The organism is Sulfitobacter sp. (assembly GCF_036961165.1).
Taxonomy (GTDB): Bacteria; Pseudomonadota; Alphaproteobacteria; order Rhodobacterales; family Rhodobacteraceae; genus Sulfitobacter.
On the sequence record NZ_JBALVJ010000017.1, the window covers coordinates 38,735 to 65,282 of the forward strand.

At 55.7% G+C, this 26,548-nt stretch carries 29 protein-coding genes; 9 read left to right on the top strand and 20 right to left on the bottom strand.

Annotated features, from left to right (window positions below; translation table 11 throughout):
* Positions 1-21: 21 nt before the first annotated feature.
* From V7730_RS09850 to V7730_RS09905, 12 genes are all read right to left on the bottom strand, one after another.
* Positions 22-1,242 carry a cysteine desulfurase gene (locus V7730_RS09850; RefSeq protein WP_335747425.1) on the bottom strand — a complete coding sequence of 407 codons (1,221 nt, stop codon included), beginning with the start codon at positions 1,240-1,242 and terminating at the stop codon, positions 22-24.
* Positions 1,235-1,825: a YIP1 family protein gene (locus V7730_RS09855; protein WP_335747426.1), complete on the bottom strand. Its 591-nt coding sequence runs from the start codon at positions 1,823-1,825 to the stop codon at positions 1,235-1,237. Before V7730_RS09855 ends, V7730_RS09850 begins: the two co-directional genes overlap by 8 nt.
* Positions 1,825-2,289: a YIP1 family protein gene (locus tag V7730_RS09860; RefSeq protein WP_335747427.1), complete on the bottom strand. Its 465-nt coding sequence runs from the start codon at positions 2,287-2,289 to the stop codon at positions 1,825-1,827. The genes V7730_RS09855 and V7730_RS09860 overlap by 1 nt, the downstream gene beginning before the upstream one ends.
* A gap of 22 nt (positions 2,290-2,311) precedes the next feature.
* The gene (gene sufD, locus V7730_RS09865; protein ID WP_335747428.1) at positions 2,312-3,592 is read right to left on the bottom strand and encodes a Fe-S cluster assembly protein SufD; all 1,281 of its coding nucleotides are present in this window, start codon (positions 3,590-3,592) and stop codon (positions 2,312-2,314) included.
* Positions 3,592-4,347 carry a Fe-S cluster assembly ATPase SufC gene (gene sufC, locus V7730_RS09870; protein WP_335747429.1) on the bottom strand — a complete coding sequence of 252 codons (756 nt, stop codon included), beginning with the start codon at positions 4,345-4,347 and terminating at the stop codon, positions 3,592-3,594. The genes sufD and sufC overlap by 1 nt, the downstream gene beginning before the upstream one ends.
* Before the next feature lie 56 nt (positions 4,348-4,403).
* Positions 4,404-5,201 carry a polysaccharide pyruvyl transferase family protein gene (locus V7730_RS09875; RefSeq protein WP_335747430.1) on the bottom strand — a complete coding sequence of 266 codons (798 nt, stop codon included), beginning with the start codon at positions 5,199-5,201 and terminating at the stop codon, positions 4,404-4,406.
* The gene (locus V7730_RS09880; protein WP_335747431.1) at positions 5,201-5,515 is read right to left on the bottom strand and encodes a YbjQ family protein; all 315 of its coding nucleotides are present in this window, start codon (positions 5,513-5,515) and stop codon (positions 5,201-5,203) included. The genes V7730_RS09875 and V7730_RS09880 overlap by 1 nt, the downstream gene beginning before the upstream one ends.
* Entirely contained in the window at positions 5,512-5,697 is a 186-nt protein-coding gene (locus tag V7730_RS09885; protein WP_335747432.1) for a hypothetical protein, read from the bottom strand. Before V7730_RS09885 ends, V7730_RS09880 begins: the two co-directional genes overlap by 4 nt.
* On the bottom strand, positions 5,694-5,993 hold the full coding sequence (locus V7730_RS09890) for a hypothetical protein (protein WP_335747433.1): 300 nt from the start codon (positions 5,991-5,993) through the stop codon (positions 5,694-5,696). Before V7730_RS09890 ends, V7730_RS09885 begins: the two co-directional genes overlap by 4 nt.
* An 80-nt stretch (positions 5,994-6,073) precedes the next feature.
* The gene (sufB, locus tag V7730_RS09895) at positions 6,074-7,588 is read right to left on the bottom strand and encodes a Fe-S cluster assembly protein SufB (RefSeq protein WP_443070203.1); all 1,515 of its coding nucleotides are present in this window, start codon (positions 7,586-7,588) and stop codon (positions 6,074-6,076) included.
* Positions 7,589-7,612: 24 nt separating this feature from the next.
* Positions 7,613-8,773, bottom strand: a complete 1,161-nt coding sequence (locus tag V7730_RS09900) for a cysteine desulfurase family protein (protein ID WP_335747453.1) — start codon at positions 8,771-8,773, stop codon at positions 7,613-7,615.
* A 48-nt stretch (positions 8,774-8,821) separates the two neighbouring features.
* Positions 8,822-9,280, bottom strand: coding sequence for an Rrf2 family transcriptional regulator (locus tag V7730_RS09905; RefSeq protein ID WP_335747435.1), 459 nt, complete (start codon positions 9,278-9,280; stop codon positions 8,822-8,824).
* Positions 9,281-9,454: 174 nt separating this feature from the next.
* Between V7730_RS09905 and V7730_RS09910 the strand changes: the two genes are divergently transcribed.
* The 5 genes from V7730_RS09910 (at position 9,455) to V7730_RS09930 (ending at position 13,034) form a co-directional block, all read left to right on the top strand.
* Positions 9,455-10,108 (top strand): alpha/beta hydrolase, encoded by a 654-nt coding sequence (locus V7730_RS09910; protein ID WP_260001075.1) that lies wholly within the window; start codon positions 9,455-9,457, stop codon positions 10,106-10,108.
* A complete protein-coding gene (locus tag V7730_RS09915; protein WP_335747436.1) occupies positions 10,108-10,344 on the top strand; it encodes a hypothetical protein in 237 nt (78 codons plus the stop codon). The genes V7730_RS09910 and V7730_RS09915 overlap by 1 nt, the downstream gene beginning before the upstream one ends.
* The gene (locus V7730_RS09920) at positions 10,341-10,928 is read left to right on the top strand and encodes an HD domain-containing protein (RefSeq protein ID WP_335747437.1); all 588 of its coding nucleotides are present in this window, start codon (positions 10,341-10,343) and stop codon (positions 10,926-10,928) included. The genes V7730_RS09915 and V7730_RS09920 overlap by 4 nt, the downstream gene beginning before the upstream one ends.
* Positions 10,929-11,021: 93 nt before the next feature.
* Positions 11,022-12,236: an NADP-dependent isocitrate dehydrogenase gene (locus tag V7730_RS09925; protein WP_335747438.1), complete on the top strand. Its 1,215-nt coding sequence runs from the start codon at positions 11,022-11,024 to the stop codon at positions 12,234-12,236.
* Positions 12,237-12,422: 186 nt separating this feature from the next.
* Entirely contained in the window at positions 12,423-13,034 is a 612-nt protein-coding gene (locus V7730_RS09930; protein ID WP_335747439.1) for a YitT family protein, read from the top strand.
* 8 nt (positions 13,035-13,042) lie between these two features.
* On the opposite strand, the gene V7730_RS09935 is transcribed toward V7730_RS09930, so the two are convergent.
* Positions 13,043-13,849 (bottom strand): class II glutamine amidotransferase, encoded by an 807-nt coding sequence (locus V7730_RS09935; protein ID WP_335747440.1) that lies wholly within the window; start codon positions 13,847-13,849, stop codon positions 13,043-13,045.
* A complete protein-coding gene (locus tag V7730_RS09940) occupies positions 13,850-14,056 on the bottom strand; it encodes a DUF6356 family protein (RefSeq protein WP_335747441.1) in 207 nt (68 codons plus the stop codon).
* Positions 14,057-14,172: 116 nt separating this feature from the next.
* Here V7730_RS09940 and V7730_RS09945 point away from each other — a divergent pair, with 116 nt between their 5' ends.
* From V7730_RS09945 to typA, 3 genes are all read left to right on the top strand, one after another.
* Positions 14,173-14,631, top strand: a complete 459-nt coding sequence (locus V7730_RS09945; protein WP_335747442.1) for an Lrp/AsnC family transcriptional regulator — start codon at positions 14,173-14,175, stop codon at positions 14,629-14,631.
* 12 nt (positions 14,632-14,643) lie between these two features.
* Entirely contained in the window at positions 14,644-14,976 is a 333-nt protein-coding gene (locus V7730_RS09950; protein WP_335747443.1) for a DMT family transporter, read from the top strand.
* A 102-nt stretch (positions 14,977-15,078) separates the two neighbouring features.
* A complete protein-coding gene (gene typA, locus V7730_RS09955) occupies positions 15,079-16,896 on the top strand; it encodes a translational GTPase TypA (RefSeq protein WP_335747444.1) in 1,818 nt (605 codons plus the stop codon).
* A gap of 87 nt (positions 16,897-16,983) precedes the next feature.
* Here typA and V7730_RS09960 read toward each other — a convergent pair whose 3' ends face one another.
* The 3 genes from V7730_RS09960 to recA form a co-directional block, all read right to left on the bottom strand.
* Positions 16,984-17,271 carry a DUF1330 domain-containing protein gene (locus V7730_RS09960; protein ID WP_335747445.1) on the bottom strand — a complete coding sequence of 96 codons (288 nt, stop codon included), beginning with the start codon at positions 17,269-17,271 and terminating at the stop codon, positions 16,984-16,986.
* A gap of 5 nt (positions 17,272-17,276) precedes the next feature.
* Positions 17,277-19,931: an alanine--tRNA ligase gene (gene alaS / locus V7730_RS09965; protein WP_335747446.1), complete on the bottom strand. Its 2,655-nt coding sequence runs from the start codon at positions 19,929-19,931 to the stop codon at positions 17,277-17,279.
* A gap of 140 nt (positions 19,932-20,071) precedes the next feature.
* Complete coding sequence (gene recA, locus V7730_RS09970) at positions 20,072-21,142, bottom strand: recombinase RecA (RefSeq protein WP_335747447.1); 1,071 nt, start codon at positions 21,140-21,142, stop codon at positions 20,072-20,074.
* A gap of 203 nt (positions 21,143-21,345) precedes the next feature.
* Here recA and V7730_RS09975 point away from each other — a divergent pair, with 203 nt between their 5' ends.
* Positions 21,346-21,945, top strand: a complete 600-nt coding sequence (locus V7730_RS09975) for a gamma-glutamyl kinase (protein ID WP_335747448.1) — start codon at positions 21,346-21,348, stop codon at positions 21,943-21,945.
* Here the strand turns inward: V7730_RS09975 and V7730_RS09980 are convergent.
* From V7730_RS09980 to V7730_RS09990, 3 genes are all read right to left on the bottom strand, one after another.
* The gene (locus V7730_RS09980) at positions 21,942-24,257 is read right to left on the bottom strand and encodes an ATP-binding response regulator (protein WP_443070204.1); all 2,316 of its coding nucleotides are present in this window, start codon (positions 24,255-24,257) and stop codon (positions 21,942-21,944) included. The genes V7730_RS09975 and V7730_RS09980 overlap by 4 nt on opposite strands.
* Before the next feature lie 131 nt (positions 24,258-24,388).
* Positions 24,389-25,552, bottom strand: coding sequence for an RsmB/NOP family class I SAM-dependent RNA methyltransferase (locus V7730_RS09985; RefSeq protein ID WP_335747450.1), 1,164 nt, complete (start codon positions 25,550-25,552; stop codon positions 24,389-24,391).
* A 99-nt stretch (positions 25,553-25,651) separates the two neighbouring features.
* Positions 25,652-26,548 (bottom strand): site-specific integrase (locus tag V7730_RS09990; RefSeq protein WP_335747451.1); only part of this gene is annotated, 897 nt, incomplete at its 5' end.

A 26,548-nucleotide genomic window follows, 5' to 3' on the forward strand; every position in this document is an offset into this window, starting at 1 on the left:
CCCCTGCAATTCAAAAAACGGTCACGCGAAAAGTTCATGCGCCAGTTCAAGCGCTTCGATCAACGTGTCGATCTCTTGGGTGGTGTTGTACATGCCAAATGAGGCGCGACAGGTGGCGTTCAGCCCCAAATGCTCCATCAACGGTCCGGTGCAATGTTGGCCCGCGCGCACAGCGACGCCCTTTTTATCCAGAATGGTCGAGATGTCATGCGCATGGGCCGCACCGTCCATAGTGAAGCTAAAGATCGCCGCCTTGTCTGATGTTGTCCCCTGAACCTGAATCCAGTTGAGGCCTGCCAACTTCGTTACAGCATAATCACGTAACGATGCCTCATGAGTTGCGATATTTTCCAGCCCGACGCCTGTCATATAGTCCAGCGCCACCCCAAGACCGATGGTCTGGACAATACCAGGGGTGCCAGCCTCAAATTTCATGGGCGCATCATTATAGGTCACCGTGTCTTTGGTGACTTCGCGGATCATATCACCGCCGCCGAGGAACGGACGCATCTCGTCCATGCGGTTAGCTTTGACATAGATCGCGCCGGAACCGGAGGGACCATAAAGCTTATGGCCCGTCACGCAGTAGAAATCACAACCGATATCCTGCACGTCGACAGGCATGTGTACCGCCGCCTGAGAGCCGTCCACCAGAACAGCCACCCCTTTGGCATGCGCGGCCGACGTGATGGTTTTCACGTCAACAACAGTGCCTAACACATTGGATATATGGGTAATTGCAATCAACTTGGTGTGCGGCGTAATCGCGTCGATCACCGCTTGAGGGTCGAGTGCCCCAGTGGCGTCCACATCGACCCATTTGATCACCACGCCCTGCCGCTCGCGCAGAAAATGCCAAGGCACGATATTGGCATGGTGCTCCATCACGCTAAGAATGATCTCGTCGCCCGCCTCCATGCGCGGCATGGCCCAGCTGTAGGCAACCATATTGATCGCTTCGGTGGTGCCAGAGTTAAAGATGATCTCATCTTCGGAGGCGGCGTTCAGAAACGCGGCCACCTTGCCACGCACCGCCTCATACTTATCGGTTGCTAGATTAGAAAGATAATGTAACCCACGATGAACATTCGCATATTCGTGGGAGTAGGCGATGGTTATGGCGTCAATCACCACCTGCGGCTTTTGCGCTGACGCCCCATTGTCGAGATAGACCAGCGGCTTGCCGTTCACCTGCCGCGACAGGATCGGAAAATCAGCGCGAATTTCAGCAATATCATACATTTGAAGGTACTCCCAAGGCGCCAAGACCAATCAGCCCCGCCAAAATAGCAAGCCCGAAAACAATTCCCACAGCCGCCAACACCACAACACCAACGGCGTGCAGGACAGTGGGCAGATGGAGCGCTTCGGTAATGAAGTTAACCGTAATCCAAAGCCCCAGAATACCGACGCCGAGCGAAAAAAGTTGCCCCAATACTGGCGAAGCAACCATCAGCACAAACATCACCGCTTGTGCAACAGCACGCAGGGCTTGGAGCCAGACAAGCAGCGCCAAGAGGTCACCCAGATCGCCATGCCCGCCAATAGCGCGGCCGGTCCAGTAGAACCCGTGGATTGTCAGGACCAGAACGCCAGTTACGATGACAAAGAACAGCACCGGATTACTAAACAACGCCGGCAACATCGAGGCATCGCCGAACAACAGTGAAAAGCTGTAGATGATGCTGTTGATGGCAGCCACAAGGAACAAGCTGGACCACAACAAATCACGGCTCAGGTTCAGCGCCATGATCTTTTTCGCGGCGCTACGCGGGCTCTGAATAGTCTCCACAGCCAGATTTACGATCACATCACGGTCAATCATCAGCGTGACCCGTCTGCGCGTAGCAGCCCTGCAGCCCAAAACCAGCCGAATACAGCCAGCCAGACAACGCCAACTGCTTTCACCTGAATGCCAGGCCCGATCATCCCCGCCGTTAACCCCAGCAACAGCGCAACCGGCGTTGCCGCCAGTAGTGCCCAGATCAGGGTAAAGCGTATTTCGAAACCGGTGATCTGGCGGCGGGCAATACGTGCCAGCCCCCAAATAACGATCGCAAAGAGATAGACCAGAATGGGTAACAAAAAGACGTAGAAAAACCCACTCCAATAGAGGCGTGCGGCCAGCGGCACCTCAGGGTCCAGCTGTGCCTCGCGGGCTTGAAATGGCGTGGACGCCACGAACATCAGTATTCCCGCTATAAGCAGGAACAAGAGCGCGCGCACTTCGTTACGGCCCTGCGAGAGGAACCGCTCAACCACACGTCCCGGCCCTTTGTAGGTCGCCATGATATCCTGCGTGAGCGCCATCTCAGCTACGGCGCCGCGTGAGCCATGCACCAAGGCGCGCGGTCATGTCTGCGCGCAGGTCTTCATGCGCGATCTCGTCTACAGCTTCGGCCAGAAACGCCAGTGTCAGCAGATCGGTCGCATCGCTTGTCGGAACGCCCCGCGAGCGCAGATAGAACAGCGCATCTTCATCAATCGCACCCGAGGTCGAGCCGTGGCTACACGCCACATCATCAGCGTAGATTTCAAGCTCAGGCTTGGCGAGGAATTGGCTGTCACCATCCAAAAGCAGCGACTGACTGATCTGGTAACCGTCCGTTTTCTGAGCGCCGGCTTTTACAAGAATTTTACCTTGGAAAACGCCTGTCGCCCCGTTGCGTAGGACCTTCTTGAACACCTGACGGCTTTGGCAGTTCACCGCGTCATGCGTGATGAAGACAGTATCGTCGTGGTGGAAATCACCATCACCAACACAGGCACCAGCGACATGAGCGATGGAGTCATCGCCAACAAGCTCGATCACACAGTCATTGCGGGTGAGTTGACCGTTCACCGTCATGGTGAACGAGCGGAACGCCGCCTCTGCCCCCAAACGCGCAAAGATATGCGTGGCCGCACGCCGTTCATGATCCCGACCTTGGGCGCGGATGTGGTGGAAGGATGCGTTGTCGGCAACCTCCACTTCCATCACTTTGTTAAAGCGCGCTGCTGCGGGACCATTTTCCAGCACCGTCACTTCGGCACCTTCTTCAACCTTAATGCAGTGATGCAAGATCGCATCAGAACTATCTGATTCATGACGATAAATCAGGTTGATCGGCTTACTTGGTTTGCCTGTGACATGAATCAGGATGCCGTCAGTTGCGAAGGCTGTGTTCAGCGCGGCCAAGGGGCGTTCAACGGGGGTCTGGCCCCGCGCCTCAAGCACACCGTAGAGGTTCTTGGCCCAGTGCAAATCACTGTCGGCTGCTGCCAGCCGCTCAATGGTCACGCCTTCGAGGGTCAGATCATCGGAAGCTTCCACGTCATAGACACCGTCGACAAAGACGATGCTCAGCCGATCCACGCCATCATACATCGGCGTTTCATCATTGGTCAAAACAGACGCTTTCGGCGCGCCGATTTGCGTGAGCGTGTCAGGGCGTGTGTACTTCCAATATTCGTCGCGGCGCTGGGGCAAGCCCATTGTACGCAGACGCGCCAAAGCATCCGCACGTGCCGGTGCCGCCCATGTCCCTTCGGGCATGGTTAGCGATGCGATCATCGCTTCGGTAGGATCAGATTTCACTGCTGCGTCTGCCATTACACCACCTCGGCAAGGATATCTGTATAGCCGTTGTTCTCAACTTCAAGAGCCAGCTCAGGACCGCCGGTTTTGATGATGCGGCCGTCCGCCATGATGTGCACCACGTCTGGTTTGATGTGATCCAGCAGGCGCTGATAGTGCGTGATTACCAAGAAACCGCGCCCTTCGGAGCGCAGAGCGTTCACACCATCGGCCACCAGTTTCATCGCATCAACATCCAGACCTGAGTCCGTCTCGTCGAGGATGCACATTTTTGGCTCAAGCATCGCCATCTGCAGGATTTCATTACGCTTTTTCTCACCACCGGAGAAGCCAACGTTGACCGGACGCTTAAGCATGTCAGCATCGATCTTCAGCTCTTTGGCGCGGGCACGGACCACTTTCAGGAATTCGGCGGCGGACATTTCTTCTTCGCCACGCGCCTTACGCTGGGCGTTCACGGCTGTGCGCAGGAATGTCATATTGCCCACACCGGGGATTTCGACAGGGTATTGGAATGCAAGAAACAGGCCCGCCGCAGCGCGCTCTTCGGGCTCCATCTCAAGAAGATCAACGTCTTCGAGAGTGGCGGAACCGCCAGTCACTTCATAGCCGCCCTTACCGGACAGCACATAAGACAGCGTGGATTTGCCAGAGCCGTTCGGACCCATGATCGCATGTACCGTACCGGCTTCGACCTCAAGATTGACGCCTTTGAGGATTTGCTTGTCTTCGTCTTCCAGTTTCACCTGAAGGTTTTTGATGCTCAGCATGGAAATGCTCCTTTTTTTGTTCCGTCTGGCGCATGGCGCCGGTGTATGTTTGGCTCTCAGGCCGTTGATTTCAGGCGCGCGGGAAAGCTCTTGTACAGGGCCTCGCGCGCGGCGTTAATTCCGTCGGTGTAGTCGATGGGGCTACTCTTGTGCCCCTTAGCCTCATCCAGTGACTGAGGCGCGATCATGTCACGCCGCCCGACCGATGCGGCATAGTCGAGGTATTTGAGCCAGCTCTGACCCTCTGGTTCGATCCATGTGTTCGGGACGCCGTAAGCGTCCGCCACGATCAGCCCGTGCAAGGAGGACGCAAACACATGCGAACAGGACGCAATGGCATGGCACACCTGCGCAGGATCACCGCGTGGGTCAATCAAAATATAGGCCGGATCAGACACGACAAAAGCCAACAGATCGCGGTCTTCCATCAGCGTAAAATGCGGGACAATCCCGATACGATCCTGACGTGCGCCGTCGAATGGCAGCACGTCATTGATCAAAAGCCCCGGATCGCCGAACTGCTTCATCTCGCATTTCAGCAGCGCCGCTGTAATCGGCCCGCGCACCAGCGCCAGATCGACCTGTTTCAAGAAGTTATGCCCGAAAACAGGATTTAACAATCCCGTCCCCCAGACACACACCTTTTCAGCGCTCTCGCGCGGCTCTTTGAAGCTGCGTTTGACCACCTGCAACATGGAGCCAATCGCAAACATATCCGCACGGCGCGGCCCGATATGGGTTACCGGACGCCCCGACACATGCCCAACAACCAACGGATTGATCGCATCGCCGAAATTCGGCACCGCCTTCCACCAATGCAGGCGGAGGGGTTTGGAGGTAGCAACGCCTGCCATCAGCTCAGGCTCACCGCTGTGCCAGAGACCGACACCATCATCATCGAATCCGAGATGATCTCGTAGTCGATATCACTCCCCACAACTGCATCCGCACCTTTTGCACGTGCATCATCTTCCAGCTCACGCATCGCCGCTTCACGGGCATCTCGCAGCTTGTTCTCGTACTGGCCAGAGCGGCCGCCGACGATGTCCGTGACCCGCGCAAACAGATCGCGCACGATGTTGGCACCCATGATAGCTTCGCCCACGACGATGCCATGGTATGCCGCTATCGGGCGTCCTTCGACGCTATTTGTAGTAGTAAGGATCATGAATTGCGCTTCTTATACCAAAGGATCAAAAGCCCTACGACAAAGTAGAATCCGGAAAAGATCGCCGCTGACATCAAAGCCTCCGGCCAGCCATCGCCTTCGTCAATTCCGAAACCCAAGCCAAAGCTGAGCGCGAAATAGACGACGGCAGCAATGCCTGTTTCTTTGATAATTTTTGTCATTTTGCACTCTCTGTGTTGATCAGGCCCTGACGGTTTCTCAAAAATGGAGCGCCCTTCAGAAAATTCCGGCGATAGATCCCTGTGATCCAAACCAGATACGCAACCAGCGCAACAGACGCAGGAACCGCAGCGAGAATGCCATTCGCCGCATAGGCTGCTACAACCACACAGACCAAAAACAAGAAAAGCGGCACAAAGAACTTCCGCAAAAGCCACGCCATCCCAACATCACGAACACCGCGTGCAGCATTTACGCTGAACACCCGCGCTTCTTGATGTTGAAATGTTGGTTTCATCAGTCTTCTTTCACAGATTCGGTTGACGGCACAGAATGGTGGTGTGGACGCTTAGGATTGCCTCGTTAGCAAGCGCTCCGTTACCCCACAGAACCTTCGAGAGAGATCGCCACAAGCGCTTGTGCTTCCATGGCGAATTCCATCGGCAGCGCCTGAAGCACGTCCTTACAGAAACCGTTCACCACCAGCGCCACGGCCTCTTCCTCATCCATTCCACGGGAGCGGCAATAGAACAGCTGTTCGTCGTCGACTTTGGATGTGGTCGCCTCGTGCTCAACACGTGAGGAGTTATTTTTGACCTCAATATACGGCACAGTGTGCGCACCGCATTTGTCACCGATCAGAAGGCTGTCGCACTGCGTATAGTTGCGGCTTTCTTTGGCTTTCGGGTGCATGGAGACCAGACCACGGTATGTGTTCTGCGCCTTACCTGCCGAGATGCCCTTCGAGACGATGCGCGACTTGGTGCGCTTTCCGAGGTGCACCATTTTCGTACCGGTATCGGCCTGCTGCATGTTGTTGGCGATTGCGATGGAATAGAACTCACCTTGGCTGTCGTCGCCGCGCAGGATGCAGGACGGGTATTTCCACGTCACGGCAGAACCTGTCTCAACCTGTGTCCACATCACTTTGGCACGGTCACCACGGCAATCGGCGCGTTTGGTTACAAAGTTATAGATGCCGCCCTTGCCGTTCTCGTCACCGGGATACCAGTTCTGCACGGTGGAGTATTTCACTTCTGCATCTTCCTCGATGATTATCTCGACCACGGCTGCGTGCAGCTGGCTCTCATCACGCTGAGGCGCGGTACAGCCCTCAAGGTAGCTCACGTATGAGCCCTTGTCGGCAATGATCAGCGTGCGCTCAAACTGGCCGGTGTTTTCTGCGTTGATGCGGAAATAGGTCGACAGTTCCATCGGGCAGCGGACACCGGGCGGCACATAGACGAACGAGCCATCCGAGAAGACAGCAGAGTTCAGCGTGGCATAGAAGTTGTCCTGCACCGGCACGACCGAGCCGAGGTATTTCTTAACCAGCTCGGGATGTTCGCGGATCGCCTCCGAGATGGAGCAGAAGATCACGCCGGCCTTCAACAACTCATCCTGAAAGGTCGTACCGACAGAGACACTGTCAAACACCGCGTCCACAGCAACCTTGCGCGGCGCATCAGACATCTCTTCAGCGCCCTCGACACCGGCCAGAATAGCCTGCTCTTTCAGCGGGATACCCAGCTTTTTGTAGGTCTCAAGCAACTTGGGATCAACATCATCCAAAGACTTCGGCTTTACGGCCATGCTTTTTGGGCGCGCATAGTAGTATTGGTTCTGGAAGTTGATCGTGGGGTAATCCACCATCGCCCAATCAGGCTCCCGCATTTGCTGCCAGCGTGCATAGGCCCCAAGGCGCCATTCGGTCATCCACTCAGGCTCTTCATTCTTTGACGAGATCAGCTTGACGATATCTTCGTTCAGACCCAGCGGCGCATAATCCATTTCGATATCAGTGGACCAGCCATGTTTGTAGGCGCCGCCAACTTCGCGCACCGCATCCACTGTTTCCTGATCTACACCGTCTTTTACGATTGTATTATCCAAGGTCATCTTCCTCTCGCGTCGGGCTTATGCCGCCCGCATCTGGTGTTTTTCGAATTTCGCGCCCCAAGAATCGGCAAAGCGCACTACATCTTCTTCTGTCGTCTCAAGCCCCAGCGATACACGGATCGCACTAGCGGCTTCAGCCTCGTCATATCCCATGGCCAACAGCACTTTGCTGGCATTCACCTTACCGCTGGAGCACGCAGACCCTGCGGAGATCGCAAAGCCCGCCAAATCCATCTGCATCACCTGCGTTTCCCCCTTCCATCCGGGGGTCAGCATGCAAGATGTATTCGGCAACCGTGCAGCGGCTTTCCCGACAAAAATAGTCTGTTTTGAGACAGCCGCAATAGCCTTTTCTAGAATATTTCTAAGTTTGGCCACTTCACCCCACTTGCCCGCCGCAACGTCATGCCCCGCGGCCTCGGCCGCCGCGCCAAAACCAGCGATGCCAATGATATTTTCCGTCCCAGAGCGGCGGTTCATCTCTTGCCCACCTCCACGCAACATCGGTTCCGGATCGTCGGCAGTGAAATTGATCAACGCGCCCACGCCTTTAGGACCACCCATTTTGTGGGCTGAGAGAATTGCATAGGACGGCGTCACCTCGTCGTACACCACGGGCATCTTACCAGCCAATTGCGTGATATCGCAAAGCGTTGAATACCGCGGCCCATCATTAACATGGCCACTGCCGACAACTCTGCCTTCACCGCCTAATATCCCCGTCTCACTGTTGGCCGCTGACATTGCCAGCAGCGCAACCGGACCCGGATCCGAATGCCAATCTTTGCCTGCAAGGGAACTCACAGCCTCCGAAAGACCGGACATCCCATGCGCGTCCAGTCCACCGTCCTGCAAGGCAGGCAGGTCAGCATCGCTCCAAACCGCCAAGCAATCATGCTCTGTCGGCAGCGCACCAAATATCCCGCCATGCCGCCCCTTCTGGGACACAGCAAGAGCGGCTGCTTCTGTGGCACTTGAAGTGAAGATCACCTGCTGCGGCTTGCAACCAACCAACATTGCGACCTGCGCACGTGAACGCTCAATCAACATCTTTGCTGCGCGCCCTTCGGCATGCACCGAAGACGGATTGCCAACGACATCCATCGCGTCGATCATCGCAGCCCGTGCTTCATCGCGCAAAGGCGTGGTCGCATTATGATCAAGGTAAACCCTGCCCACGGTCACTCCGCCTAAATCTTTTGGCCAAAAATACGCAAATCAAACACCCTACTCATCCACAACAGCGAAGAGGTTCGGCACCGCTGGACAAGGGGTCATCTGGTTGCTCACCACATCCGACAACCGCGTCTGGTGCAAAAACACATAGACATGCGCCGACAGCCCCTGCCACAAGCGATTGGTCAGTGATTGCGCACGTGAGCCAGACGCCCCACCGGAAGCGCCAGCACCTTTGTGCATCGCATCCACGCTTTCATCCACCGCAGCAAGGATATCCACCACACGGATTTCCGAGGCGGGTTTGGCCAGTCTATAGCCACCGCCAGGCCCCCGTACGGACGCCACCAGTTCTGCCCGGCGCAACTTCACGAACAGCTGCTCAAGATACGGAAGCGAAATCTGCTGCCGCTCAGCAATATCACCAAGCGAAACCAATGCGTCGGCCGGTTGCAGCGCGATATCGGCTAATGCCACCATCGCATAACGCCCTTTTGTCGATAGCTTCATCGCCACTTCCCTATTCAGCTAAGGCTTTTAATTGACCTTGCTGGCCTAAATGCCTACATCCCTCAGACGCGATCCGCTTGATGTGGATTCACATATTAGAACTGTTCTAAGGTTTCCGACCGATTTCGTCAAGAATATCATCTGACCCTTTGAACCCTGCAAGAGAGTACATGCATGCCAGAGGTGATTTTTCCCGGACCCGAAGGACGTCTAGAGGGTCGTTACCACCCCCAAAAAGAGCGTGACGCACCGATTGCCATCGTCCTGCATCCGCACCCGCAATTCGGCGGCACGATGAACCATAAGGTCGTCTACAACCTGCATTACGCCTTCTACAAGATGGGCTTTACAGTATTGCGGTTTAACTTCCGCGGTGTTGGACGCAGCCAAGGCGAATACGATCAGGGCATTGGCGAGCTGTCCGATGCGGCATCCGCGCTCGATTATCTGCAGTCGATGAACAACAACTCCAAGCATTGCTGGGTTGCAGGTTTCTCGTTTGGTGCGTGGATCGGCATGCAGCTGCTGATGCGCCGCCCCGAGATCACCGGCTTCATCTCTGTCTCACCACCGGCCAACATGTATGACTTCAGCTTCCTTGCGCCCTGCCCGGCGTCTGGCCTGATCATCAACGGCACCGCCGACCGCGTGGCACCGCCCGCTGATACGGTCAATTTGGTGAACAAGCTACACGAACAAAAGGGCATCACCATAACTCACCAAGAGGTAGAGGGTGCAGGCCACTTCTTTGAAGAGCCGCATATGGATACGCTGATTGATTCGACAACCGAATACGTCCGCCGCCGTTTGACGGAGAACACACGCTAATGGCAGATGACGCCGTCCTGAAAATGGCCAACATGCTGGCCGAAGAATGCCTTGCCGTTCAGAAAGAGACCGGCGAGGACCGCTTGTTCATGGAAGTAGGCGATGTGCTGGGCGCCTCCTCCCAAACTCTTGAAGAAGCGTTTCTTACAGCGATCCGCACACGGATGGCAGAACAGAAAGGCCGCGCCTTCCTCGCGGCCAAGCTTAAGCGCCACCGCGCAACCGCTTCCGAATGACCCATCGGCTTGAGCAGCAAATTGCCTTTCTTAACGAGGCAGACAAGCTCAAGCAGATCATTCGCGGCACCACTTTGTGCGATGCGTCGCGCTATGAAAACTCGGCTGAGCATTCTTGGCATCTGACGCTTTATGCGCTGGTCCTATCGGATCAGGCAGACGCTGACGTTGATATCACCCTCGTGATTAAAATGCTGATCCTGCACGATCTTGTAGAGATTGATGCAGGCGATAACCCCATATTCGGCACTTATGACGCCAGCGATATGGCGGCAAAAGAGCAGGCAGCGGCGGACCGGATATTCGGCCTTCTGCCCGATGATCTGCGAGACAGCCTGCGCGCTATCTGGGAAGAGTTTGAAGCCGCGCAAAGCCCCTCCGCACAATTTGCCAAATCGCTCGACCGGTTCCAGCCACCGATGCAGAACCTCATGTCAGGTGGCGGCAGTTGGGTAGAGTATAATGTCGATGAGCAGACGATCGCCAAACGCGTAGGCTCCAAGATCGCAATCGGCGCGCCAGGCCTGTGGGCCTTTGCCAGTGAGAATATTGCCGGCTATTTCGCCGAGCGGCGCAAACAGTAAAATGCAAACGGTATACCATCGTATACTGACTTCCCCATTTGATAGATATACGCTAAACGGCCTGTAAATAAGCCCCTAGCCAAAGGATTGCCCATGACCAAGATCAAGGTAGAGAACCCCGTCGTCGAGCTTGACGGCGACGAAATGACACGCATCATGTGGGATTTCATCAGGAAGAAACTGATCCTGCCCTACCTTGATATTGATCTGAAATACTACGATCTGGGCATTCAGGCCCGCGATGACACCGATGACCAAATTACCATCGATTCCGCGGAAGCGATCAAGAAATACGGCGTGGGCGTCAAATGCGCGACCATCACCCCCGATGAAGCCCGCGTTGAAGAATTCGGCCTCAAGAAGATGTGGCGCTCCCCCAACGGGACCATCCGCAACATTCTGGGCGGCGTGATTTTCCGCGAGCCTATTATCTGTAAGAACGTTCCGCGGCTTGTACCCGGCTGGACCAAGCCGATTGTTGTGGGCCGTCACGCCTTTGGTGACCAATACCGCGCGACCGACTTCAAATTTCCGGGCGCAGGCAAACTGACCATTAAATTTGTTGGTGAAGACGGCACCGAAATCGAACACGAAGTCTTTGACGCACCAGATTCTGGTGTGGTGATGGCGATGTACAACCTCGATAAATCCATCATCGATTTTGCGCGCGCCTCCATGAACTATGGTCTTACCAAGGGTTGGCCAGTGTATCTTTCTACCAAAAACACGATCCTCAAGCAATATGACGGCCGCTTTCTTGAGCTGTTCCAGCATATTTATGAGACTGAATTTGCAGACAAATTCAAAGAAGCGGGCATCACTTATGAGCACCGCCTGATCGACGACATGGTTGCATGCGCGATGAAATGGAACGGCGGTTATGTCTGGGCCTGCAAGAACTACGACGGCGACGTTCAGTCCGACACCGTAGCACAGGGCTTTGGCTCGCTTGGTCTGATGACCTCAGTGCTGATGACACCAGATGGCCAGACTGTCGAGGCAGAGGCCGCGCACGGCACCGTGACGCGCCACTACCGCCAGCACCAGAATGGCGAAGAGACATCGACCAACTCCATCGCCTCGATCTACGCGTGGACCGGCGCCCTGAAGCACCGCGGCAAGCTGGACGAAAACACCGCACTGACAAACTTTGCCGAGACGCTGGAAAAGGTAGTTGTTGATACAGTTGAATCTGGCGACATGACCAAAGACCTTGCCCTGTTGGTGGGTCCGAATCAGGGCTGGCTGACCACGATGGGCTTCCTTGTGAAGGTCGACGAGAACCTGAACAAGGCGCTCAAAGGCTAAATCCAGCTAGATCACGAAACGGAGGGCCGCATTAAGATGCGGCCCTTTTGCGTTTATCCTCGGCACGCCGAAGTTTTGGGCAGCTCGGACCCCAGTGGCCTGAACTTTCAGCCAAGTCCGCCGCTGACGTTGGGAAATGCTGTCGAGGGATTGGAAGGTCAGCATCCCCGCCCCAAATGACTGTCCATGCATATCGCTGACCCAAAACCCGATCACACGATGCTTGATGATGTCCAGGGACTGTCTCTTGGCGTGTTCCTTTGCGGGTTTGGTGTGCATCTGCTGACACAAGCTGGCCTTGTGACGGGACAAACCGCCGGTGTTGCCGTCATCTTGTCTTATCTGACCGGATACAGCTTTGGCGTCACCTTTTTCGCGGTCAACCTGCCTTTCTACCTTTTGGCGTGGCGCAGATTGGGCGCAGCATTCACGTTAAAATCATTGGTCAGCGTGACAATGCTGTCCATCGTGACCGAGATGCTGCCAGACTACTTCACGATCACAGATCCCAATCCCGTCTTCGCCGCAGTTGCCTTTGGCGCATTGGTCGGCTTCGGATTGCTGGCGATGTTCCGGCATAATGGCTCACTTGGCGGGTTGGGTGTTATCGCGCTGATCGTGCAGGATACCACCGGTTTTCGCGCAAGCTGGGTACAGCTTATGTTTGATGCGGTGATCTTTGGCGTCGCGCTGTTCATCCTGCCACTGTCGGTCGTGGGATACTCGCTGATCGGGGCGGTTGTGCTGAATCTGATCATCACGATCAACCACCGCCGCGACCGCTACATCGCCACCTGAAACGCGGCTCAGGCTGATTTACGCAGCTCTTGCGTACGGGCCACTGGCACGAACTGCGTTATCACACAATCGCGCCCCTCAAACCGACAGAAACTGCCCTTTGGCACCTCAATCCAGCTGTCTGCGGCGGCATCATAAGGCTCAGACACCACAGCCCAGCCCTGCCAAGCATCCGACCATTGGTAAAACAGCGATGGCGCAAACGCGTCAGAGGCGTAGCGCACGGCATAAAGCGCGCGCCCGTCCGTGAAAGCAGCCGTAGAGCGCACATGCGGCCCGCACCCACGCTCTGCCGGCATCTTCTCAAGCATGGCCACCGCTTGCTCCATCGCGGCCTGCGGTGCCGCGTCCAGCCCCAATGCGCTGGCGATCAGGAACAGCACCTCACTATCGGTCGCGCCTTTGCGGTTAGGATATAGGTCATCGGGGATCAACTGCTCGGCATAACGGCGAAAGCCCTCGAAGCCACCAATCTGGCCGTTGTGCATGAAAGACCACGCCCCCTGCAAGAAGGGGTGGCAATTGTTGCGGCTTGTGGCTGTGCCGGTCGAAGCGCGCACATGTGCCATAAACAGCCTCGAGCGGACCTGCTGCGCGATACTGCGCAGATTTGGATCAGACCAAGCGGGATAGACATCACGGTACAGCCCCGGCTCGGGACGCTCGCCGTACCACGCCAGCCCGAAACCATCGGCATTGATCGCGGTCTTGCACTTTGACGCTTCGCGCGACTGGTGGATGAGCGAATGGGCGGGAGCGCAGAGAATTTCAGAAATAAACAGCGGCTCTCCGAGCCACGCAGCCCAACGACACATTCACGCGCCCCGGTTATGGGTTTTGGCGTAAAGATCGGCAATGATCGTACTGGCTGTTTTCTCAAACAGACAAGGGATTATCGCATGAACGAACGCGGCACCTCCGGCCAGAAACAGCTTGCATGCGAACTTGCTGGCAAAAGCCATGTGTTCCAGAAAAGTCTCATCAACCTTTGCGGGGTGCTCTAGAAAGATACGGGTGATCATGGCTGCTCCTTGTGTTTTGGCTATTTGGGCATCCTACCCCGTCAAAGCTGTACATTTATCCCAAAGATTACCCTCGACCCATTGATCTTGGGATTATCTCCCAAGATACTTCTAAAATGAATAACATTGACACAATAGACCGCAAAATCCTGAACGCATTGCAGCGCGACGCCGGCCAGTCGCTGGATACATTGGGCGCCGATGTCGGTCTGTCGCGCAATGCCTGTTGGCGCCGCATTCGCGCGCTGGAAGAGGCCGGCGTGATCACTGGCCGCATTGCCACACTGGATGCGCGCAAGCTCGGGCTTGGGCTAACTGTCTTCATGCAGATCCGCTCCAACGCCCATGCGCCCGACTGGCTCAAGAAATTCTCAACCGCCACTAAAGCCATGCCAGAAATACAGGGTGTCTACCGGATGAGCGGTGATCTGGACTATTTGATCCGCGCGCGGGTTGCCGATATGGCTGGATATGATCAACTGTATCAGCGATTAATTGCCCGCGTCCCGCTTTCTGATGTCTCTGCCAGCTTTGTTATGGAAGAGATCAAGGAAACTGCGCAACTCCCATTGTGAAAGGCGTCCGCAATGCCCGTCTATCTGATCCTTGCCCTTGCAGTTTTGGCCGAAACCATCGGCACAACAGCGCTACAGGCCAGCCAGCAGTTCACACGCGTCGGCCCGTCGGTTTTGGTCGTGCTCGCCTATGGTATTTCGTTCTATCTGCTGTCGATCACCCTGCGCACCATGCCTGTTGGCATCGTCTATGCGCTATGGAGCGGTCTGGGCATTCTGCTAATAGCGACCATCGGCTGGGTTGTATTTGATCAAAAGCTGGATCTGCCCGCGATTGCAGGCATGGGAATGATTATTGGCGGCATCGCCGTAATCCACCTATTTTCAGCAGCAGCGCCACATTAACGTAGCGGAAACCCGCACCGTTGAGCTCTAGGGGGTTTTTTGCTGGCCTTTGCTGCGGATGCACGGTAGAGGCGCTCAATCCCCTGAGACAAGGTAATCCAAATGGACCTGCGCAACATCGCAATCATCGCACACGTTGACCACGGCAAGACGACGCTGGTGGACGAACTTCTGAAACAATCCGGCACCTATCGTGAAAACCAGGCGACCACCGAGCGCGCCATGGACAGCAACGATCTGGAGCGCGAGCGCGGCATCACCATTTTTGCCAAGCCGACTTCGGTCGAGTGGCATGGCACGCGCATCAACATCGTTGACACGCCCGGCCACGCCGACTTTGGCGGCGAGGTAGAGCGCATCCTGTCTATGGTTGACGGTGTTGTTCTGCTCGTGGATGCGGCCGAAGGCCCGATGCCACAGACCAAATTCGTGACATCCAAAGCGCTCAAGCTGGGCCTGCGCCCGATTGTTGTGATCAACAAGGTCGACAAATCCGATGCCGAGCCTGATCGCGCGCTGGACGAATGTTTCGACTTGTTTGCAAACCTTGATGCAACTGACGAGCAGCTGGACTTCCCGCACATGTATGCTTCTGGCCGTTCCGGCTGGGCCGACATGACACTGGAGGGTCCGCGCAAAGACCTGACAGCGCTGTTTGAGCTGGTTCTCAAGCACGTCCCTGCCCCTGCGCAGATCAAAGACACAGATAAGCCGTTTACGATGCTTGCCACCACTTTGGGCGGTGATCCATTCTTGGGTCGTCTGCTGACAGGTCGTGTCGAATCCGGCACGCTGAAAGCAGGTCAGACGATTAAAGCCATGTCACGTGACGGCAAGTTGATCGAGAACTTCCGCGCCACCAAAATTCTTGCCTTCCGCGGATTGGACCAAACCGCGATCGAAGTGGCCTCAGCAGGTGATATCGTTTCCATCGCAGGCATGTCCAAAGCGACCGTTGCCGATACGCTTGCCGAGCAGTCGGTTGTTGACGCAATTCCCGCACAGCCTATCGATCCACCGACGATTACCGTGACCTTTGGCATCAACGACAGCCCTCTGGCGGGCCGTGACGGCAAAAAAGTACAGTCGCGCGTGATCCGCGATCGTCTGATGAAAGAAGCTGAATCCAACGTTGCTATCAAAGTGACTGACAGCCCTAGCGGCGACTCTTTTGAGGTTGCTGGCCGTGGCGAATTGCAGATGGGTGTTCTTATCGAGAACATGCGCCGCGAAGGTTTTGAGCTTTCGATCTCACGTCCGCAGGTTCTGTTCCAAGACATCGACGGTGTGCGTCATGAGCCCATCGAGGAAGCTACGATCGACGTAGATGACGAATATTCCGGCGCGGTGATCGAGAAAATTACTGGCGTGCGTAAAGGTGAACTTGTCGAGATGCGGCCAGCAGGTGCAGGCAAAACGCGCATTATCGCACACGTACCCTCTCGCGGTCTAATCGGTTATCACGGTGAATTCCTGACCGATACACGCGGTACAGGCGTCATCAACCGCGTCTTTCACAGCTGGTCTCCGCACAAAGGCAAGATCCCAGGCCGTCGTGCAGGCGTTCTTATATCGATGGAAAATGGTGTATCCGTGTCCTTCGCCCTTTGGAAGCTTGAGGATCGTGGCAAGTTCTTTATCGGCGCTCAAACTGACGTTTATCAGGGTATGGTAATCGGTGAGCACAGCCGTGAGAACGATCTGGAAGTTAACCCGCTGAAAGGCAAACAGCTGACCAACGTCCGTGCCTCCGGTACAGACGAAGCGGTCCGCCTGACCACGCCTATCACGCTGAGCCTTGAAGAAGCGATTGCTTACATCGACGATGACGAGCTGGTGGAAGTAACGCCAAACGCGATCCGCCTGCGCAAGCGTTATCTTGATCCGCATGAACGCAAGCGGATGTCAAAGTCAGCCTAAACGGAAAAAGGCGCTCCTGATTGGAGCGCCTTTTTTGTATCTAGCGATCCGTTCGGCGCATCAAAGAGATGACGCCGCGCCGCGAGCTTACTCGCTGGTTTCGATGATCATCAATTCACGCTCTGACGCGCCTTTTGCATGCTCCAACGCCGCCTGATAAGCGGCAGAGTGATAGCAACGTTCTGCGGTTTCCACATCTGGGAAACGGGCAACCACGTTGCGCGGCCGCTCTTTGCCCTCAAGCTGAACAAAGCGACCACCACGGGCGATGAACTCGCCGCCGTGATCTGCAATTGCGACAGTCGCACCGGCGGCGTATTTCTTGTAGGCTTCCTCGTCTGTGACTGTGACGTGGGCGATCCAAAGTGCTCCCATGGGGATTATCCTTTCAAAACGGTTTCAGCGGCTGCAATCGCAGCCTCGGCATTGTCCGCAGAAGCACCACCGCCCTGCGCCATATCGGGACGGCCACCGCCGCCTTTGCCACCCAACTCAGCCACAGCGGCACGCAGGATATCCACAGCAGAAAGCTGTGCAGTCAAGTCAGCTGTCACGCCCGCAGCCACAGCGGCCTTGCCACCTGTATCGGCAATCAGCAACACTGCACCGGAACCCAAGCGCGACTTATGCTCATCAACCAAAGCAGGCAAATCCTTGCCAGTGATCCCGCTCAGCACCTGCGCATGGAACGCTACGCCATTGATTTCACGTGCTTCAGGGGCGCTAGCGCCGCCGGACATGGCAAGTTCACGGCGTAACTGGGCCACTTCATTGGCAAGGCTGCGGCGTTCATCCATTAGGGCGCGAACGCGCTCTGGCACAGCGGAGGCAGGGCTTTTCAATTCAAGCGCGGTGCGGACCAGCAAATCATCCTGAGCGCGCAGATGGGCAATTGCGGCCTCACCTGTGAGCGCCTCAATCCGGCGCACGCCTGCGCTGCTGGCACCATCACCCAGCATGACAAATGCACCGATGTCGCCCGTGCGTGCCACATGGGTACCGCCACAGAGTTCAAGTGAATAGGTGCTGCCATCTGTGCCCTTGCCAGAACCGTCCTGACGGCCCATCGAAACAACACGCACTTCATCCCCGTACTTCTCACCAAAGAGCGCTTGCGCGCCCAGTCCGCGCGCGTCATCCGGCGTCATGATCCGCGTCTCAACAGGTGAGTTCTGGCGGATATAGGTGTTCACCTCTGCCTCGATGCGCGACATCTCCTCGGCGCTGACGGCATCATTGTGACTGAAGTCAAACCGCAGACGGTCCTGAGCATTGAGCGAGCCACGTTGCGCGACGTGATCCCCAAGCGCGTGACGCAGGGCTTCGTGCAGCAGGTGCGTGGCAGAATGATTGGCGCGGATTGCCGTGCGGCGCGCGTGATCCACTTCAAGAACCGCTGATTGCACATTGGTAATGCTGCCTTTTTCCACCTTTGAAAAGTGGATAAAGACGCCAGCGGCTTTGCGCGTATCGGTCACCCGTGCGGTGCCAGTATCTGTGCGGATGATACCCGTGTCACCCAACTGCCCACCGCTCTCGGCATAGAAAGGCGTTTGGTTGAGGGCGATCTGCACCTCTTGGCCCGCGCCCACTTCAGCGACTGCCTTGCCGTCCTGTACAAGCGCAGCGATCTTGCCCTCGGCGGTTTCGGTGTCATAGCCCAAAAACTCTGTCAGGCCAGATTTGTCAGCCACATCGAACCAGATCGCGGCATCTGCGGCCTCACCCGAACCGGACCAAGACGCGCGGGCTTTTGCTTTCTGCTCGGCCATAGCGCTGTCAAAGCCTGCAGTATCAACGGTCCGGCCCTTTTCGCGCAGCGCATCCTGTGTCAGATCAAGCGGGAAACCAAAGGTGTCATACAGCTTGAACGCGGCGGCACCCGGCAGTTCAGCACCTTCTGGCAGGTTCACCAGTTCGTCGTCCAACAACTTGAGACCACGGTCCAACGTCTGGCGGAAGCGGGTCTCTTCCTGAAACAGGGTTTGTTCGATCATACTTTGCGCCTGCCCCAGTTCCGGATAGGCTTGACCCATCTGGGTCACCAACGCTGGTACCAGACGGTGCATCAGCGGATCTTGGACACCCAGTAAGTGCGCGTGACGCATTGCACGGCGCATGATGCGGCGCAGCACATAGCCACGGCCATCGTTGCTGGGCATAACACCATCGGCCATCAGGAATGAAGTCGAGCGCAAGTGGTCTGCAATAACACGGTGGTGGGTCTTGCCTGGGCCGTCAGGGTCCGTGCTGGAAGCATTTGCCGAGGCTTCGATCAGGCTGCGCATCAGGTCAGTGGAATAGTTGTCGTTCGTGCCCTGCAGCAAGGCCGCGACCCGCTCAATCCCCATGCCTGTATCAATAGATTTGTTCGGCAAATCGCGGCGCGTGCCATCCTCGAACTGCTCGTATTGCATGAATACGAGGTTCCAGATTTCGACAAAACGGTCGCCGTCCTCATCAGGAGAGCCGGGAGGCCCGCCCCAGATGTGATCGCCGTGGTCATAGAAAATCTCGGTGCAGGGACCGCAAGGGCCTGTGGGGCCGGCCGACCAGAAGTTATCATCGGTTGCGATCCGAATAATCCGGTCATCTCTGAGGCCTGCGTGCTTTTTCCAGATCGCAACAGCTTCGTCGTCAGTGTGATAGACGGTCACCAACAAGCGCGAGGCGTCGATGCCAAACACCTTGGTCAGCAGGTCCCACGCCAGCGGAATGGCATCTTCTTTGAAATAATCGCCGAAGCTGAAATTACCCAACATCTCAAAGAACGTATGGTGCCGCGCGGTATAGCCGACATTGTCGAGGTCATTGTGCTTGCCGCCAGCGCGCACACATTTCTGCGCCGTCGTCGCGCGGCTATAGTCGCGGGTCTCGACCCCGGTGAAAAGGTTCTTGAACTGCACCATGCCGGCAGCAGTGAACATCAGCGTGGGATCATTCCGCGGCACCAGCGGGCTGGATGGCACAATCGCGTGACCATTATCTCCGAAATAGTTGAGAAAGGTCGAGCGGATTTCGTTGAGCGTCTTCATGGGGTCCATCCTTTGAGCGGGCGAAAGTCTTTTGTTGAGATAACGCTGGCTTAGGTTGCTGTCCACAGGCGGCACATCAAAAAAGGGCACGCGCCGCATGGCACGCACCCTTTTTCAGGTTCATAGTCGAACTCGGACGATCAATCGTCCAGAATACTGGGGTCGTCGATCTTTTCAGAGCCGTCGAAATCAAGCCCGTGCGAGGCCCTGATTTTATCTTCTATCTCTTTCGCCATGGCTTCGTGTTCACGCAGGTAATTTTTCGCGTTCTCACGCCCCTGCCCGATCCGTTCATCCCCGTAGGAGAACCAGCTGCCAGACTTATCCACGACACCGGCTTTCGCGCCCATGTCCAGCAACTCCCCCATCTTCGAGATGCCTTCACCGTACATGATATCAAACTCGACCTGCTTGAACGGCGCGGCGACCTTGTTTTTGACAACCTTCACGCGGGTCTGGTTGCCGACGACCTCATCGCGGTCCTTGATGGAGCCGATCCGACGGATATCCAGTCGCACGGATGAGTAAAACTTCAGCGCGTTACCACCGGTTGTTGTCTCGGGTGAGCCAAACATAACGCCAATCTTCATCCGGATCTGGTTGATGAAGATCACCATACAGTTAGAGCGCGAGATCGAGCCGGTCAGCTTGCGCATCGCTTTGCTCATCAGACGCGCCTGCACCCCGACCGAGCTGTCGCCCATCTCGCCCTCAAGTTCCGACTTAGGCGTCAGAGCAGCAACCGAATCCACTACGACCATGTTCACGGCACCGGACCGCACCAGCGTGTCGGTGATTTCCAACGCCTGTTCACCCGTGTCGGGCTGCGAAATCAGGAGTTCGTCAATGTCTACGCCAAGCTTTTTTGCATATTGGGGGTCAAGCGCGTGCTCGGCATCCACAAAGGCGCAGATGCCGCCTGCTTTTTGCTGTTCAGCAATACAGTGCAACGTGAGCGTTGTTTTACCTGACGATTCAGGGCCGTAGATCTCGATGATCCGCCCCATCGGCAAGCCACCAATGCCCAGTGCAATGTCCAATCCAAGAGAGCCAGTGGAAGAAGACGTGATGTCCTGTATCGCGCCTTCCGCTCCAAGCTTCATAATTGAGCCTTTACCAAACTGCCGCTCGATCTGCGCCAGAGCGCTATCAAGCGCTTTTTGTTTGTCCGCTGATTTCTTATCCATATTCAAAAGATCTGCCGTTGCCATTTGGGTTCTTCCCTTACTGTCACAGGGTGACGGTGGCGGCAATCGCCCCAATCACAATGCGGTTATGTTCTATAAATGTTCTTATGGGTACAAATGCAGAACATTTCAATCGAATTATTACTAGTCCATCTTTGTGGGCTATTGGTTAAGAAGTTGTTTATGCCGCAGGCAGTTTGTATGCTGCGTCTAGATGGAGGGCCTAGATGCTTGTTTTCTTTAAGGAACGCCTTGCGTTCTTATCAGTACCCAAGACCGGCACGACTGCCTATCAAACCGCACTTGCCGGTCGGGCTGATATGGTAATCAGCGATCCGCCGCTCCTAAAGCATGCGCCGGTCTATCGATACAACCGATTCATCCGGCCGATGTTTCTGAATGTCTGCGATGCTGAAATGGAACTTATGGCGGTTATGCGTGATCCAGTGAGCTGGCTCAGTAGCTGGTACAGGTATCGGCAGCGCCCGTTCATGAAGGACAAACCTAACAATACATTTGGAATCACCTTCGATGAATTCGTGCTTGCCTACATGCAGGGTAAGCGCCCCGGGTTCGCGGAAGTTGGAAGCCAATTGAAATTCCTTGAGCGCCAGCCGAACGGCACGGGAGTTACGCATTTGTTCAGGTATGAGGATCAGCCTCGCCTACAGAAATTCCTAGAAGATCGTCTGGATGTAAAACTTTCTCTGGCTCGGGAAAACGTCTCTCCTACGATTGAGGTCGCGCTATCGTCAGACACCGAAGAGCGGTTCCGCCGGAAATTCGCTGAAGAGTTTGCCCAATATGACAGTATTCCGCACGATTAGTGGAGTTGCTTATTAACGGTCTCCGTGAGATCGTTCAAAGAGAATGGCTTGGGCAGAAATACTGAATTGGGAATCTTCTTTTGAGCTTCTCCAAGACTGTCTTCGGCATAGCCTGATACGAACACCACCCTGACACCCGGCCGCATCTTGAGTGCCTCGCGCACCCAACTTGGCCCGTCCAAGCCAGGCATGACAACATCGGTCACAAAGACATCAATCTTGAGATCCTGATCCTTTAGTGTTTCCAGCGCGGCTTCGGCATTCTCCGCCTCTAGCACGATATAGCCGCGCAACCGCAACGCCCTGCTGGCAAATGCGCGCACTGGCGCTTCATCTTCGACCAGCAGGATCACGCCACCTTTTGGTGCAGTTTGGACGACTGGGCTGGCCTCTTCCATTTTGGGTTTTTCAATTTTGTCCGTCTGTACAAGCACGGGGAAATACAGGGTGAAACAGGTTCCAACGCCTTCGCGACTATCCACAAAAATATAACCACCCGTTTGTTTGATAATGCCGTAAGCCGTTGAAAGCCCTAGGCCGGTCCCTTCACCTGTTCGCTTCGTCGTGAAAAATGGCTCAAACACTTTTTGCAACTTGTCGGACGCGATCCCGACGCCATCATCACTGACTTTGATGGTCACGTATTCTCCGGCTGGGACGGTAACTTGATCGCGTGACATTGGACCGCTGAGATGGGTACACTCCGTCACAATCCGGATTTCGCCACCTGTGGGCATGGCATCGCGGGCATTCACAACAAGGTTCATCAAAACCTGTTCCAACTGCCGCTTATCCGCACGGATGGGTTGGAGAACCGGATCATGGCTTAGTGTCAGAGTTACCTTTTCCCCCACCAGTCTGTTCAGCAAATGGGTCAAGTCAGCCAACGTGTCCCGCATATCAAGCGTTTCCGGTCGCAACGTTTGCTTGCGCGAGAATGCAAGTAACTGGCCCACAAGCGCCGCAGCGCGATTGGCGTTTTGGTTGATCTGAATAAGATCGCTATAGTCGCTGTCACCTTGATCATGACGCAACAACAGCAAGTCACAGTGACCTGAAATCGCCGTAAGTAAGTTGTTGAAATCATGGGCCACACCACCGGCAAGCTGTCCGATCGCCTGCATTTTCTGGCTTTGAACAAACTGCGCCTCAAGTGACTTAAGCTCGGTTGCGTCATGCAGCACAGCGATCAAAGCCGGCGTGCCATCCTCTTCGACACGGTTCAGCGTTACCTGAACAAACGCCTCCCGATCCCCACGTGTCAGGCGCAAAAACTCTGACTTTTGCACCAGCCTGCCCGCCAAAGTATCTTCAAGCCAATCCGAGATAGACCGGCCCAACCCTTCCATGAGCGCGGATAAATGCGCCCCTTCCTCCAGAACTACGCCAATCAGCTTTGACGCCCGTTTGTTAAATGATTGGACCGTCCCATCAGGAGCGATCTTGATCATCGGTATCGGCATATCCTGAAAAACCTGCCAATCTGGATTTGGCAACACTTCTCCTGTAGCCGGTGGCGGTAAGAAATATAAAGCAGAGCGCCCTGCACCCGCGTCCGTTTGGGCAATCAATGCTGGTTTGCTTCCAGTAGTTGTGGCCACCTGCATCACCGTGCCGGGAACAACCACTTGTTCGGTAAAGATATCGTCCAGAGATTTGCTTCTCATCCCGACAAATTGCCGCGCCGCGTGGTTCATCGACAAGATCGCCCCGCTGCGTCCGACCATCAACATCGGCAGAATTCGCGTATCGCCGGTCATGCCTGCAGTAGCGGCTTGCGCGTTCTGCGGTTCAACCCGCCAAGCAAACCCTTCAGTCCCGATCGCATGCACAGCAAGCAGGATCTGACCGCTGTTGGTCACAATCTCTTCGCGCGCGGCGCCGCTGGTTTCTGCCCGTGATTGCAACCGAAAGAGCACCGAACCGGGGTTCCCCAACCGGTCTGCCAAAACCGAGGCCATTGTTCGGTCCTTGGTCACACCGAATATGTGGTCGGCAGCAGGATTGGCGAAAGCAATCTGACCGTCCTGACGGGTAATAAAACTCGGAGCACTGTCATTGGTGACAAAATGCGCAACTGAATGATGGCTGCGCTCCTGCGCCATTTGGTGCCCGACACGCAGCATCACCATCGCCGCACAGACACAAACTAGGCTGACGCTTGCCGCACCTAGCGCCAGCCGCGCCGGTCCATCAAGCACGCCCCATGAGAACACGCCAAGGACCGACGCCAATACGCAAACGACCCCCAAATGTTGAGGAGTCACTAAAACCACCCGTTCCGTAAGCCAGGTGCCCTTTTTCCGATGCATAACTACCCTCCCAGCACTTTCGGAACGCAGTCCCGAATCATAGGCATTACTCTTGGCCCGAAGGGTTAACCGCCCATTAACCGAAGACGGCAATGACAGCCGCTATTCACATAAGGGTTGAACTTTGGCGATTATTTGCTGAGCGTCAAGTGCGCGGAGTAGAAACCGTCACCCAAATCACTCACATCAAGGGTCTTGTCCCACGTGCAACGCCAGTCGCTATGACGCTCCAGAAACGCAGCGACACGCTGCTGGTTTTCATCCGGCAAGATCGAGCATGTGGCGTAAACCAGCGTGCCGCCTTCGGCGACAAGCGCAGCCGCTGCATCAAGGATGCCGTCCTGCAAAGCCATGGTCTGAGCGAGTTTCTCTGGCGTCAAAAGCCACTTCGCCTCTGGCGCGCGCCGCCAAGAGCCACTGCCGGAACATGGTGCATCCACGAGAACCAGATCATATGGCCCGAATTGAGCCAGATCGCTGCCCTCAAGCTGGGTGATCTCTGCCTCGGCCCGAGCAGCGCGCAGTGGCAGATCGCGCATCCGCGCAACATCGATATCGTGGGCGAAAACCGCATCGGCGCCGCGGGCGGCAATCGCCAGCGCTTTGCCGCCACCGCCTGCGCAATAGTCAAGCACGCGAGCAGCCTTTGGCAAGGCATCGACAACCGCCTGACTGCTGGCATCCTGAAATTCGACAAAACCGTCGATATAGGCAGGGGCGTTGCGAATGCGCCGACTGCCCTCAACCACTGTCAAAGCGGTACGGCTAAGGGGGTTTTTTTCGACCTCGACGCCCGTCTCTTTCAACATGAGGATTACATCAGAGATATTTTTTTTTGCAGTATTTACCCGCAACGTCACTGGCGCACGACCTTGTAGCATCTGCGCTGTGTCAGCGGCCTTATCGCCCAAACCTTCAGCAAAACGTTCCGTCAACCAATCCGGCAAATTCCATGCATCCGCCTCAGGCATTTTGCCTTCGGGGAGCGGGATTTCATGTTCCATCAACGGGGCCGGCGCGTGACCTTCACCAGTGAAAAGCATCGCAGGATCAACCCCTTTCAAGCGCAGCAAGCCTATCATCAGCCCACGGCCAGTGGCTGCATTGCCAAGCCACGCCGCAGAGCGCCGCACCCGCAAAACGTCAAACACGTGATCGCGGATGGCAGCGCGGTCTTTGGAACCGGCAAAGCGGTTACCCCGCCCCCAGCGCGTGAGAACCTGCTCGGCTGGCAGGCCATCTCCGATCATATCTAGTATCTCGATGGCGGCAGCCACCCGTGCAGCAGGTGTCATAGGTTAGCCGATCCTGTAGTTGGGAGACTCGCGAGTAATCTGCACGTCATGCACGTGTGTCACCTTTGATTGTTGCATCCATATTTTTATAGTCATATCTCACTCCGCTGCATCAGTGCGCATCAGTTGAACCACGTCTGAACTAAGGTTTACAATCGTAAACGGCTGAATAGAAGGCCACCATTCACGCTCCAAAACATCTGCTACTTCGAGCACCGGGCTCAGTTTCTTGGTCTTATATAGATCTGTTGTCGGACTCCCAGCGTCGAATAACTGGCGCCTTGTTCGAGCTGAAATATCGAAGTGCCCCATGACCGCGGAAATAGCGGCATCGCTTACTCGCTCATCAAGCCAATCGGCAAATGTCCGGCGGATCGAATACCAGTTAGCCCGTACCTCACCTTTTTTCAGATTCTTATCAATACCCGATCTCTTGACCAGGCGCTGTATCATCTGCGTCCAGTTTCGAGAACCAACAGCGAGCGCTCCGTCTGAGGATCGAATTAGGAATTCATCACCGTGTGCATCCGTCAGGCGAGTAAGAATTCGGGCCATGGGGCCGGTGATCGGTACAATCGGAGTTTTCTTGCGGCGATTTTTTTCAATAAAACCCTCTCCCAGGAGATCGATAGCCCCCAGATCCATCCTGACTTTCTTCCCTTTCATGTCGGCGACGGCACCGATGCGGCCGCCGCATCCAATATCGAGCAGCAGAAGGTCTAACATGTGAGGTCTACGACATGCTTCGATCAGCGCACCAATCTCCTCGAAGCTGATGTAGCGCCCCTTTGGGTCTCGGTCTTCGGGTGCGGTGAGCCCACCAATGCAAGGGATCTTCGGAGGATTGTGAATCGTGGCACCATCACTTTTCGCAAGCACACAAACTTCTGCCGCACTGCCTAAGATATCGGCAATGGTGTTGGGATGCAGGCGTGGTTTGCCGCTGTGAGAACGCCGGTGGAATACTGCACCACGTGAGCGGCGAGATTGTCTTGT